This is a genomic window from Lentzea sp. NPDC060358 (assembly GCF_042725365.1).
GTDB lineage: Bacteria > Actinomycetota > Actinomycetes > Mycobacteriales > Pseudonocardiaceae > Lentzea.
In genome coordinates, this window is sequence record NZ_JBHXCW010000230.1 from 1 (window position 1) to 11985 (window position 11985).

Below are 11985 nucleotides of genomic sequence, written 5' to 3' on the forward strand. Positions count from 1 at the left end.
GACTGCCACAGCATGAAGCCGGAGAGTCGCTGCTCACCGGACGTGCGGATGATCAGGTCGGGGTCGGGCTGCCCGGAGGTGTAGAGGTGCTCCGCGATGTGGTCGACGTCGAGCACCTCGGCCAGCTCCTCGATGGTGCCGCCGCGCTCGGCGTGCGCCTGCAGGAGCTTGCGGACGGCGTCGGCGATCTCCTGCCGCCCGCCGTAGGCGACGGCCACGTTGACCTGGATCCCGGTGCGGTTCCTGGTCTTGTTCGCCGCGGTGGTGAGCCGCTCGGCGTGCTCCTTCGGCAGCATGTCGATCGCGCCGACGTGCCGGACGCGGAACGGGTTGCCGTCCTCCGCGAGCTCGTCGGTGATGTCGGCGATGATGTCGAGCAGCGGCGCGAGCTCGGCGGTGTCGCGGTTGAGGTTGTCGGTGCTGAGCATCCAGAGCGTGACGACCTCCACTTTGGCGTCACCGCACCACTCGAGCAGCTCGAGGATCTTGCGAGCGCCGGCCCGGTGCCCGTGCGCGACGTCGGTGAAGCCAGCCTCTCGAGCCCACCTGCGGTTGCCGTCGAGGACCACGCCCACGTGCTTGGGCACCTGTGTCCCGCTCAACTCGCGCCGGAGAATCCACTCGTAGAGGTGGATAGCGACATCTTTCACACGGGTCCGGAGTGCCACGCCAGAAGAGCGTACGCCGTGCGGGCTTCATCACTGGGCATCGGCCCGAAACCTACGGTCGCGTAACCTAGGACCCTGTGACCACAGCGACCATTCCTCCACAGCCCGGACTGCGGCCGCGCCTTCGTGGGTGGCTGCACCTCTGGTCGTTCATAGCCTCGGTGGCGACCGGCGCGACCCTCATCGCCCTCGCCGCGTCCACGGTGTCCGCCAGAGCGGCCCTGGCCACGTCCGTCTACGGCGCGACGGTGCTGGGCCTCTTCGGCGTCTCGGCGCTGTACCACCGCGTGACGTGGCAGTCGGACCGCGTGCGCACGTGGATGAAACGCCTGGACCACTCGATGATCTTCGTGTTCATCGCCGGCACCTACACCCCGTTCGCGCTGCTGGCGATGAACCCCTCGACGGGCTCGACCGTGCTGTGGGTGGTGTGGATCGGCGCGCTGCTCGGCGTGACGCTGAAGCTCGCCTGGCCGCACGCGCCGCGGTGGCTCGGGGTGCCGATCTACATCGCCCTCGGGTGGGTGGCCGTCTTCGTGCTGCCCGAGCTGCTGCACCACGCCGGGGTTGCCGCACTGGTGCTGCTGCTGGTGGGCGGGGCGCTTTACACCGTTGGGGCGGTGTTCTACGCGACCCGGTGGCCGAACCCTTGGCCGCAGGTGTTCGGGTACCACGAGTTCTTCCACGCGGCGACGGTGGTGGCGGCGATCTGCCACTACATCGCCATCTGGCTCGCGATGTACTCCTGACGGACCCGTGACCCGGTGCCGGACGAACCGGCACCGGACCGAGAACGCCCTCAACGCCCCCCGCGCGCCATGTGCAGCACGTCCAGAGCCGAGTCCAGCTGCTCCTCGGACAGCTTCGACGGCACGTGCCCGCGCTCCAGGACGACCTCGCGGATCGTCTTCCGCTCCTTCAGCGACTGCTTCGCGATCGAAGCCGCCTCCTCGTACCCGAGGCACCGGTTCAGCGGCGTCACGATCGACGGCGACGACTCGGCGAGCTCCTGCATCCGCGCGACCTGCGGTTCGGCGCCGAGCAGCACCTTGTCCGCCAGCAGGCGGGCTACGGCGGCGAGCAGGCGGGACGACTCCAGGACGTTGCGCGCGATCACCGGCAGCATCACGTTCAGCTGGAAGTTGCCCTGCGAGCCGGCGAACGCGACGGTCGCGTCGTTGCCGATCACCTGGGCCACCACCATCATCGTGGCCTCCGAGATCACCGGGTTGACCTTGCCCGGCATGATCGACGAACCCGGCTGGAGGTCCGGCAGGGCCAGTTCGCCCAGGCCCGTGCGGGGGCCCGAGCCGAGCCAGCGGAGGTCGTTGGCGATCTTGAACAGGGCCACGGCGCCGGCGCGGAGCTGGCCGGAGATCTCCACGACGCCGTCCTGGGTGGCCTGCGCCTCGAAGTGGTCGCGGGCCTCGACCAGCGGCAGGCCCGTTGCGGTGGCCAGTTCGGCGGCGACCAGGGCGCCGAACTCGGCGGGGGCGTTCAGGCCCGAGCCGACTGCCGTGCCGCCGATCGGGAGTTCGGCCAGGCGCGGAACCGAAGACCGCAGCCGCTCCACCGAATAGCGCACCTGCGACGCCCAGGCGCCCGCCTCCTGGCCCAGCGTCACGGGCACGGCGTCCATCAGGTGCGTGCGGCCCGACTTCACCAGCGACGACCACTCGGTGGCGCGGGTTTCCAGCACCTCCAGCAGGTGTTCGAAGGCCGGGACCACGTCGGTGACCACGGCTTCGGTCGCGGCCACGCGCAGGGTGGTCGGGAAGGTGTCGTTGGACGACTGCGAGGCGTTGACGTGGTCGTTCGGGTGCACGTCGCGGCCCAGGGCTCGGGTGGCGAGGGTGGCGATGACCTCGTTGGCGTTCATGTTCGACGACGTGCCCGAGCCCGTCTGGAACACGTCCACCGGGAAGTGCTCGTCCCACGAACCGGCGGCCACCTCGTCGGCCGCGGTGGCGATGGCTCCGGCCACGTCTTCCGGGAGGACGCCCAGGCGGGCGTTCGCGCGGGCCGCGGCGCCCTTCAGCAGGCCCAGGGCCCTGATCTGGGCCCGGTCGAGGCCTCGACCGGAAATCGGGAAGTTCTCGACCGCGCGTTGGGTCTGGGCGCGCCACAATGCGTCGACCGGAACGCGAACCTCACCCATCGTGTCGTGCTCGACGCGGAACTCCTGTTCAGACATACCACGAGTCTCTATCGTCGATCACAGCACTGCCACCCACCACTGGCAGAAGGGCCCTCTCATGGAGCGTGACGTCGACCTCCTCATCGTGGGCGCTGGTCCCACGGGGTTGTTCGCCGCCTACTACGCAGGCTTCCGGGAAATGAACGTCGCGGTGGTCGACGCCCTGCCGGAACCCGGCGGCCAGGTCACCGCGATGTACCCGGAGAAGATGATCTTCGACGTGGCCGGTTTCCCCGCGGTCCGCGGGCGCGACCTCGTCGCCGGACTGGTGGAGCAGGCGGCGCAGTTCAAGCCGGACTACCTGCTCGGCCGGCAGGCGCGCACGTGCGAGTCCGGTGAGGACGGTCTGCGGATCGGGCTCGCGGACGGCACGTCCATCAACACCAAGGCCGTGCTCATCACGGCCGGCATGGGCGAGTTCAACCCGCGGCCGCTGCCGGCGGGCAACGGGTGGCTGGGGCGCGGCATGGTGCACTTCGTGCCCGTGCTGGCCGAGCACGCCGGGCAGCACGTGGTGATCGTCGGTGGGGGCGACTCCGCGTTCGACTGGGCGCTCGCGCTGCACCCGATCGCCGCCAGCGTCACGATCGTCCACCGCAGGGCCAACTTCCGCGCGCACGCCGCCACCGTGCGGCAGGTGCGGGAGCTCGGGATCGAGATCATCACCGACGCCGAGGTGCTGGCGCTGCGCGGCGACCCTCTGTCCGAAGTGGACATCAAGGTCAAGGGCGAGGACGTCAAGACGCTGCCTGCGCAGACGGTCGTCGCGGCGCTCGGCTTCACGGCCGATCTCGGGCCGATCGAGTCGTGGGGGCTGGAGCTCGACCACCGCGCGGTCGTCGTCGACACCACCATGAAGACCAAGCTCGACCGGATCTACGCGGCGGGCGACGTCGCGCAGTACCCCGGCAAGGTCAAGCTCATCGCCACCGGGTTCGGCGAGGCGGCGACCGCGGTCAACAACATCGCGGTGCTGCTCAACCCGTCCGCGCACCTCTTCCCGGGGCACTCGAGCGACGGCAGCTGAGCGGTGCCGGGCGCGTGGCTCTCACGCGCCCGGCAGCGGCGCCGGGTCGTGCTTCGCCAGGTGCTGGAAGATGATCGACGTGCGGAAGCCGACGATCTCCTTGCGCGGGCTCAGCTTGTCGAACAGGAACGCGTGCATGTGCTCGTTGTCCTGGGCGCCCACGTGGATCAGGAAGTCGTCGCTGCCCGCCATCACGAACACCGCCTGCACCTCGGCGAGGCCCGCCGCGAACGTCTTGAAGTTGTCGATGACGACCCGGTTGAGCGGCCGCACCTGCACGGACACCAGCGCCTGCACGCCCCGGTTGAGCGCGGTCGGCGCGATGTCGGCGTGGTAGCCGCGGATCACCCCGCGTTCGCGCAGCAGGCGGGTGCGCTCCAGGCACGTCGACGGCGCCACGCCGACCTTGCGGGCGATGTCGCGGTTCGACTGCCGGGCATCGCGCTGCAGTTCCCGCACGATCGCCGAATCAAGTTCGTCCACCGCTCACCCCCGAAACCCGCTGCCGAACAAAGTTCGACGACCCGCCGTCCAGTCCGGTGTTCACCCTAACTTCGAGGTCAAAGCATGACCGAAGTTCGGGGAGGACGCAGATGTGGGAACACGAACGTCTCGTGGTCCGCACGGGCGCGCGGTCGGGGATGACGACGATGGTCGCCCTCCACTCGACGCGGGCGGGCTCGGCGGTCGGCGGGTGCCGGATGAAGGCCTACGAGCAGATCACCGACGCCGTCGCGGACGTGCTGCGGCTGTCCAAGGCCATGACGCTCAAGTGTGACGCGGCGGGGATCCCGCACGGCGGAGCCAAGAGCGTGATCGTGGTGGACCGGCCGCTCACGCCGGAGCTGCGGCGGGACGTGCTGCTCGACCACGCCGACCTGATCAACGAGTTCGCCGGCAGCTACCGGGCCGGACCGGACGTCGGCACCGGCCCTCAGGACATGGTGGTGCTGCGGGAACTCACGCCGTGGGCCTACTGCCTTCCCGAGGACCAGGGTGGCACGGGCTCGTCGAGCGGGCCCACGGCACGGGGCGTGCTGGCCGCGCTCGAGGCCGCCGCGGAACACACCTTCGGCACGAGCGACCTCACCGGCAGGAAGGTGGTCATCAGCGGGTTCGGCTCCGTGGGCGAGCTGATCGCGGAAGGCCTGGCGGGCGCCGACATCACGGTGTCCGATGTGGACGAGAGCAGGCGGAGCGGCCGGTTCGGCTGGGTGCACCCCGACGAGGCCTACCGGGTCGAGGCCGACGTGCTCGTGCCGGCGGCCGTGGGCGGTGTGCTGAGCCCAGAGACCGTGCGGGACTTGACCGTGAAGCTCGTCGTGGGTCCGGCGAACAACCAGCTCACCGACGACAGCGTCGCGGACCTGCTGGCGCAGCGGGGAATCGTGTGGGTGCCCGACCACGTGGCGAGCGCCGGAGGCGTGATCTACACGCTGGCGCGGGAGGACGACGGCGACGACCACGAGACCGCGCTGAAGCGGGTCGACGTCATCGGGACGACCGTGCGCAGGCTGCTCGCCGGACGCTGACGGACGTGCTGCTGCCCACCGGCGCCTCCACCGGTGGGCAGCTGTGCCGGGCGGAACCGGTCAGGGCAGAACCTGGACCTTCTCGCCGACCATGAGGTTGTCGTAGAACACCTGCGACGCATCCCAGGACATCCGGATGCACCCGTGCGACTGGACGGCGGTGTCGCCCTGGTGGAACGCGATACCGGTCGTGGTGAAGTACACCGCGTTCGGCATCGGGCCGTTGTAGGGGACACTCCAGTCGTTCTTCACCTTGCGCAACACCGAGAACGTGCCCACCGGGGTCTCGTACCCCGGCTTGCCGTGGCTGATGGTCACCGGCCCATAACTGGTGGTGCCGTTGAACACCAGCCACGCCTGGTTCGTGCTCTTCACGAGGCACGCTCCGTTGTAGACGGTGCATCCCGCCTGAGCTTGTGCGGGTACAGCGAAACCGAGGATCAGGAGCACCGTCGCGATCAGAACTCGCATCTCTCATCACCCCTCGGTAGTGGAGTAGCCACTCTGAGGTGATCTCAATCACGAATCCATGAAAACAGCCGATCAGGCGACGACCTGAACCGACTCGCCGATCGCCAGGTTCGTGAAGTAGTACTGCGCCGACGCGCGGTCGAGGTGGATACAGCCGTGCGACGGCTCGGTCAGCGATCCCTCGTGGAACGCGATGCCGCTCTCGGTGAAGTACGTCGACCACGGCATGGGCCCGTTGTACGGGCGGCTCCACTCGTCCTTCACCTTGCGCAGCACCGGGAAGTTGCCCAGCGGCGTCTCGAAGCCGCGCCGGCCGTGCGTGATCGGCACGGGGCCGTAGGCGATCTTGTCACCGCGCAGGACCCAGGTCTGGTTCGTGGAGAGCTGGATGCACGCGCCGTCGCTGATGCTGCACGGCGTCGGCTTCACGACCGGCGGGGGAGGCGGGGGAGGTGTCGAGGAAGGCGGAGGCGCGGCTGACGACGACGGCACCGCCGGCGACACGGCTGAAGACGTTGGTGCGGCGGGAGTCTCGGCCTGCACCGCCCCCTGCGTGCACCCCGCCACCGACAACAACGCGACCGCCACGAGCAGCATCCGCATCGCGAACCCCCTTGCCCGACCCGTCTCTTGTCGAAGTAGACGGCGGGAGGTCCGCCTGGGTTGCACAACGGAGGGCCCGCCTCCCACAACGGTGGGGAGACGGGCCCTGCGGAATGCGGTTACCGGGTTACAGGCCGCCCACGTTCGAGCTGACCCACGAGCGGTAGTAGGAGACGTCCACGTAGATCGACGGCGCCTGGGCGCAGTTCGCGCCACCGCCGGAGCGGCTGGTCGCGCCGATGAGCTCCCAGCGACCGGACACCGACTTCACCTGCGGGCCACCGGAGTCGCCGAAGCAGGCACCCTTGTTGCCGTCGGTGTTGTTGGTGCAGATCTCCGACGCGCCGGAGATGCCGGAGCACCGGCTGTCCGACACGATCGACGTGTTGAGCTCCTGCAGGGTCACCGGGGCACCGCACGCGCCGCGGACCGGGCAGGTCTGGCCCCAGCCGATGATGCGGGTCGCGGTGCCGACCGCGCCGGACGCCGACGAGATGCTGATCGGGGCCTGGCTGACCGAGGTGTTGAGCTGCACCAGCGCCAGGTCGGCGGACGGGTGCAGGACGATCCGCGAGGCGCCGGTGGTGGTGCCGCCGCTGGTGCGGTTCGTGGTGCCGATCCGGGTGCGGATGGAGGCGGCCGAGGAGCCCTGGACGCAGTGCTTCGCCGTGACGACCCAGTTGGCCTTGATCAGCGAGGCGCCGCAGAAGTGGCTGCCCGAGGTGCTCTGCAGGGACACCATGAACGGGTAGACCTGGGTGGCGTTGCCGCCGCCGACGATCATCGGCGAGACCTCGCCGTCGGCGGTGGGAGCCGGAGCCGCGGTGGCCATGGCGGCGCTGGCGAGCAGGGCGCCCGCGGCCACGGCGATAGCGGAGAACAACGAACGTGCCCTCATCGTTGAGTGTCCTTTCCCGAACCCGGCGCAGGGTTGCCGGGGTCAGGACGGAAACTAAGGACGAAAGCGACGAGTCACTAGGGTCACTCGGAGGGTGACCGTCCGTTAACGGTTCACAGATTCACAGGCCCGCTACGGCAGCGGCTGCTGCGCGTCCTCGGGGATGTCGAAGTCGACGGAGGAGTATTCGCGCAGCTTGTGGAGGCTGTGGAAGCCGTCGATCATGCGCACGGTGCCGGACTTGGACCGCATGACGATCGACTGGGTCGTGCAGCCGCCGGCGCGGTAGTGCACGCCGCGCAAAAGGTCGCCGTCGGTCACGCCAGTGGCGCAGAAGAAGACGTTGTCACCGCTCACGAGGTCGTTCGTGGTGAGCACGCGCGACAGGTCGTGTCCCGCGCCGATCGCCTTCTCGCGCTCCTCGTCGTCCTTGGGCCACAACCGGCCCTGGATCGCACCACCGACGCACTTGAGCGCCGCCGCCGCGATGATGCCCTCCGGCGTGCCGCCGATGCCCACGAGCATGTCCACGCCCGAGGTGGGGCGGGCCGCCGCGATCGCACCGGCGACGTCGCCGTCGGAGATGAAGTGGATGCGGGCGCCGGCTTGGCGGACCTCCCGCACGATCTGCTCGTGCCGCGGGCGGTCCAGGATGCACACGTTCACGTCGGAGACGTCGCTGTGCTTGGCCTTCGCGACGCGGCGGATGTTCTCCGCGAGCGGCGCGGAGATGTCGATGACGTCGGCCGCCTCCGGGCCCACGGCGAGCTTCTCCATGTAGAACACGGCGGACGGGTCGAACATCGCCCCGCGCTCGGCGACGGCCAGCACCGCCAGCGCGTTCGGCATGCCCTTGGCCATCAGCGTCGTGCCGTCGATCGGGTCGACCGCGACGTCGCACTCCGGCCCCTCGCCGTTGCCGACCTCCTCGCCGTTGAACAGCATGGGCGCCTCGTCCTTCTCGCCCTCGCCGATCACGACGACACCGCGCATCGAGACGGTGTGGATCAGCTTGCGCATCGCGTCGACCGCGGCGCCGTCACCGCCGTTCTTGTCGCCGCGCCCCACCCACCGGCCCGCGGCCATCGCCGCCGCCTCGGTGACGCGCACGAGCTCCAGGGCCAGGTTCCGGTCAGGGGCTTCGCGACGTCGTTCCGCGGGGGTGTTCACCATTGCGCGCCTCCATGCGACTGCTCAGCGTGCCGGATTTTGTGATCGGCAACTGAATACTCGCACGGGATCAGGCGTCCGAAACGTCCTCCTCGACGACGGCGAGAGCTGCATCGATTCTCTCGCGCGCACCGGCGAGATGCTGCTCACACGTCTTCGCGAGGGCCTCGCCCCGTTCCCACAGCGCGAGTGAGTCCTCAAGCGACAGACCGCCGGCCTCGAGCTTGCGGACGACCTCGACCAGCTCGTCGCGGGCGGCTTCGTACCCCAACGTCTCCGAACTCACGCGGATTGGCTCCTCAGACGGCTCAGCACGGTCGCGACGGCCAGGTCGTAGCCGACCAGCGCCTCCGCGAACTCCTCGCCGTCACCCTCTCGCACCGCCTCGTCGATGAGCGCCTCGGCCTCCGCGACGCGCCGGTACTGCACCGTGCCGGCGGTGGCCTCGCTCAGGTCGTGCAGCGTCAGGATCAGCGTGCGGCGGCCCCTGGTGTCGCAGTCGCCCACCATCGCCGTCCAGCACTCCGCCGCGGCGCGGTTGGCCGCCTCCGCCTTGGTGCGCAGGCCGGACCCGCACGAGCCGGCCGCCTCCATGGTCAGGGGCAGGAACACGGCATCACGCATCATCGGTACCTCCCCCTTCCGAATCGGTTTCCGGGCTCGTCACCTCGGCCCGCACTGCTCCGTCAACGACGCGTACCCGCAGCTGTGTTCCTGCGGGCGCGTCCGTCACAGAACGCAGGACCCCGTCGGGTCCGTCGGGTGTGACGAGTTGCACAACGGCGTATCCGCGGGCCAGCGTGGCGGCTGGCCCGAGGGTCGTCAAGCGGGCTTTGGTCCCGGAGAGGTGGACGTCCTCCCGGTCGAGTCGTTGCGTGACCGCCCTGCGTCCCTGGTCGCGAAACCGCTTCACCTCTTCCGACCTGCGCTCCAGCGGCCCGTGCGGGTCCGAAAGCACTGGTCGGGAGCGCAGCGAGTCGAGCAGCCGGCGCTCGCGGTCCACCCAGCCGTGCAGCGCGCGCCGCCCGCGGTCGCGCATCTGCCGGACGCGTTCACCCTCCTCGGCGACATCGGGAACCACCCGTTTGCCCGCGTCGGTGGGCGTCGAACAACGCAGGTCGGCGACGTGGTCGAGCAGCGGGGTGTCCGGCTCGTGGCCGATCGCGGACAGCACCGGCGTGCGGCACGACGAGACCGCGCGGCACAGCGCCTCGTCGGAGAACGGCAGCAGGTCCTCCACGCTGCCGCCGCCGCGCGCGATGATGATCACGTCGCACTCCGGGTCGCGGTCCAGAGTGGACAGAGCGGTCATCACCTGGGTCACCGCCGCCGGTCCCTGCACGGCGACGTTGACGACGCGGAAGTGCGCGCCGGGCCACCGGTTCCGCGCGTTCGTCAGCACGTCCCGCTCCGCCGCCGACGCCCGGCCGGTGATCAGCCCGATCTTGGCCGGCAGGAACGGCGGCTTGCGCTTGCGGCGCGGGTCGAACAGGCCCTCGGCGTGCAGCAGCTTGCGCAGCCGCTCGATGCGCGCCAGCAGCTCGCCGACGCCGACCGCGCGGATGTCGTCCGCCCGCAGGCTCAGCGTGCCGCGGTTCGGGTAGAAGCTGATCTTGCCGTGCGCGATCACCCTGCTGCCCTCGGTGAGCTGCAGCTCGCGGATCATCGAGGCGTTGCAGGTGATCGACATCGACATGTCGACGCTCGGGTCGCGCAGCGTCAGGAACGCCGTGGAGCTGCGCGCGTTGAGCTGGGTGACCTGGCCCTCGACCCACACGTCGCCGAGCCGGTTGATCCAGTCGAGCAGCTTGCGGGCGACCGTCCGCACCGGCCAGGGGTTCTCCGGCGTGGATTTCGCGTCGGTCACTGTGTCGGATCACCCTGGCCGCTGATCGTGCGGATGCGGCGGTTGAGCATGCCCACGAACTCGGGCCGCGCCTCGTGCGCCTTCTCGTAGCGCAGCAGTTCCTCCAGCTGCTCGACGTCGAGGTTGCGCAGCCGGGCGCGCAGCTGGGCGATCGAGAGCTCGTCGTAGGACGGCAGGAACTCCGGCACCTCGGCGATCGCGCGTTCCTCTTCCTCCCACGGGTCCGCGGCGGGAGTCTCCCGAGAAGTCGTGACGGGCGTCTCGTCCTCGTCGAAGGTCGCCCACTCCGGCTCCTCCTCCGCAGGCCTCAGTCCGGAGAGGACGTCGTCCCCTCGGATGGCGAGTTCGGTCACATGCTGCTGGACGCGCATGGACAGCTGCATCGCCTCGCTGACCACCGTCAACGGGAGTCCGGCGAGCTGCTGCGGCAGCCTGCGGGCCTGTTCGAGGGCGGTCGCGGCGAGGCCGGCGGCGACGCGGACACCCAGTGGCAGTGGCTTCATGCCGCCTAGCCTGCCGCAACTGCACGTCGAATGCCTAGGAACGGGCCTGGGTACCCTGGTGGCATGCCCAAGCGAGTCCTGTTGGCGAAGCCGCGTGGTTACTGCGCGGGCGTTGATCGTGCCGTCGAGACGGTCGAGCTCGCCCTCGAGAAGTACGGCGCACCTGTCTACGTGCGCAAGGAGATCGTCCACAACAAGTACGTCGTGGAGACGCTGTCCGACCGCGGTGCCATCTTCGTCAACGAGACGGACGAAGTGCCCGAGGGCGCTCTCGTGGTGTTCTCCGCGCACGGCGTGTCACCTGCCGTGCACGCGGAGGCCGAGCAGCGCTCGTTGCGCACCATCGACGCGACGTGCCCCCTCGTGACGAAGGTCCACAAGGAAGCCGTGCGCTTCGCCAAGGAGGACTACGACATCCTCCTGATCGGCCACGAGGGCCACGAGGAGGTCGAGGGCACCGCCGGTGAGGCGCCGGACCACGTCCAGCTCGTCGACACCGCCGAGGACGCCGCTCGCGTGGAGGTCCGCGACCCGTCCAAGGTCATCTGGCTGTCGCAGACGACGCTCTCGGTCGACGAGACCATGGTGCGCGTGCGGCAGCTCAAGGACCGCTTCCCCGAGCTGCAGGACCCGCCCTCGGACGACATCTGCTACGCCACCTCCAACCGCCAGACCGCGGTGAAGACGATGGCGCCGTCGTGCGACCTGGTGCTCGTCGTGGGCTCGAAGAACTCCTCCAACTCCGTGCGGCTGGTCGAGGTCGCGCTGCAGCACGGCGCCAAGGCCGCGTACCTGATCGACTACGCCAAGGAGGTCGACCCGGCCTGGCTCGAGGGCGTCGAGACCGTCGGCGTCACGTCGGGCGCGTCGGTGCCGGACCTGCTCGTGATGGAGCTGCTCAAGCACCTGGAGTCGAACGGCTACGACGAGGTCGAGGAGATCACGACGGCCAACGAGAAGATCGCGTTCTCGCTGCCGCGCGAGCTCCGCAAGGACCTGGTCCGCTAGGTCTCCTCCGACTGCGCGAAGGGCGCCGCACCCGGCTCGGG

Annotated in this window: 15 protein-coding genes; 4 read left to right on the forward strand and 11 right to left on the reverse strand. The window is 69.7% G+C overall.

All coding sequences use genetic code 11. The features are described 5' to 3' along the window. The coding region (gene uppS / locus ACFWGZ_RS33310) for a polyprenyl diphosphate synthase (protein WP_382455561.1) at positions 1–668 on the reverse strand (668 nt) is incomplete at its 3' end. A gap of 77 nt (positions 669–745) precedes the next feature. Here uppS and ACFWGZ_RS33315 point away from each other — a divergent pair. Next, a complete protein-coding gene (locus ACFWGZ_RS33315) occupies positions 746–1417 on the forward strand; it encodes a hemolysin III family protein (protein ID WP_382455562.1) in 672 nt (223 codons plus the stop codon). A gap of 50 nt (positions 1418–1467) precedes the next feature. On the opposite strand, the gene ACFWGZ_RS33320 is transcribed toward ACFWGZ_RS33315, so the two are convergent. Further along, complete coding sequence (locus tag ACFWGZ_RS33320; protein WP_382455563.1) at positions 1468–2862, reverse strand: class II fumarate hydratase; 1395 nt, start codon at positions 2860–2862, stop codon at positions 1468–1470. A gap of 61 nt (positions 2863–2923) precedes the next feature. Between ACFWGZ_RS33320 and ACFWGZ_RS33325 the strand changes: the two genes are divergently transcribed. Further along, entirely contained in the window at positions 2924–3892 is a 969-nt protein-coding gene (locus ACFWGZ_RS33325; protein ID WP_382455564.1) for an NAD(P)/FAD-dependent oxidoreductase, read from the forward strand. 21 nt (positions 3893–3913) lie between these two features. Here the strand turns inward: ACFWGZ_RS33325 and ACFWGZ_RS33330 are convergent, their stop codons facing one another. Continuing rightward, positions 3914–4375, reverse strand: coding sequence for an Lrp/AsnC family transcriptional regulator (locus tag ACFWGZ_RS33330; RefSeq protein ID WP_382455565.1), 462 nt, complete (start codon positions 4373–4375; stop codon positions 3914–3916). Positions 4376–4485: 110 nt separating this feature from the next. Between ACFWGZ_RS33330 and ACFWGZ_RS33335 the strand changes: the two genes are divergently transcribed. After that, positions 4486–5424 (forward strand): Glu/Leu/Phe/Val dehydrogenase dimerization domain-containing protein, encoded by a 939-nt coding sequence (locus tag ACFWGZ_RS33335; protein ID WP_382455566.1) that lies wholly within the window; start codon positions 4486–4488, stop codon positions 5422–5424. A 60-nt stretch (positions 5425–5484) separates the two neighbouring features. Here ACFWGZ_RS33335 and ACFWGZ_RS33340 read toward each other — a convergent pair whose 3' ends face one another. The 8 genes from ACFWGZ_RS33340 to ACFWGZ_RS33375 form a co-directional block, all read right to left on the reverse strand. Continuing rightward, the gene (locus ACFWGZ_RS33340) at positions 5485–5895 is read right to left on the reverse strand and encodes a L,D-transpeptidase (RefSeq protein WP_382455567.1); all 411 of its coding nucleotides are present in this window, start codon (positions 5893–5895) and stop codon (positions 5485–5487) included. 72 nt (positions 5896–5967) lie between these two features. After that, on the reverse strand, positions 5968–6498 hold the full coding sequence (locus ACFWGZ_RS33345) for a L,D-transpeptidase (protein WP_382455568.1): 531 nt from the start codon (positions 6496–6498) through the stop codon (positions 5968–5970). A 127-nt stretch (positions 6499–6625) separates the two neighbouring features. Next, positions 6626–7396 (reverse strand): S1 family peptidase, encoded by a 771-nt coding sequence (locus tag ACFWGZ_RS33350; RefSeq protein ID WP_382455569.1) that lies wholly within the window; start codon positions 7394–7396, stop codon positions 6626–6628. A 132-nt stretch (positions 7397–7528) separates the two neighbouring features. Continuing rightward, positions 7529–8569, reverse strand: coding sequence for a class II fructose-bisphosphatase (glpX, locus tag ACFWGZ_RS33355; RefSeq protein WP_382455570.1), 1041 nt, complete (start codon positions 8567–8569; stop codon positions 7529–7531). Positions 8570–8636: 67 nt separating this feature from the next. Continuing rightward, positions 8637–8852, reverse strand: a complete 216-nt coding sequence (locus tag ACFWGZ_RS33360) for an exodeoxyribonuclease VII small subunit (protein ID WP_090099824.1) — start codon at positions 8850–8852, stop codon at positions 8637–8639. Then, entirely contained in the window at positions 8849–9193 is a 345-nt protein-coding gene (locus ACFWGZ_RS33365; RefSeq protein ID WP_330849614.1) for a sugar ABC transporter substrate-binding protein, read from the reverse strand. The genes ACFWGZ_RS33360 and ACFWGZ_RS33365 overlap by 4 nt, the downstream gene beginning before the upstream one ends. Further along, complete coding sequence (gene xseA / locus ACFWGZ_RS33370; RefSeq protein ID WP_382455571.1) at positions 9183–10433, reverse strand: exodeoxyribonuclease VII large subunit; 1251 nt, start codon at positions 10431–10433, stop codon at positions 9183–9185. The genes ACFWGZ_RS33365 and xseA overlap by 11 nt, the downstream gene beginning before the upstream one ends. Further along, positions 10430–10936 carry a lipid droplet-associated protein gene (locus tag ACFWGZ_RS33375; protein WP_382455572.1) on the reverse strand — a complete coding sequence of 169 codons (507 nt, stop codon included), beginning with the start codon at positions 10934–10936 and terminating at the stop codon, positions 10430–10432. The genes xseA and ACFWGZ_RS33375 overlap by 4 nt, the downstream gene beginning before the upstream one ends. Before the next feature lie 63 nt (positions 10937–10999). On the opposite strand from ACFWGZ_RS33375, the gene ACFWGZ_RS33380 reads away from it, so the two are divergent. Next, positions 11000–11944: a 4-hydroxy-3-methylbut-2-enyl diphosphate reductase gene (locus ACFWGZ_RS33380; RefSeq protein WP_382455573.1), complete on the forward strand. Its 945-nt coding sequence runs from the start codon at positions 11000–11002 to the stop codon at positions 11942–11944. Positions 11945–11985: the final 41 nt, after the last annotated feature.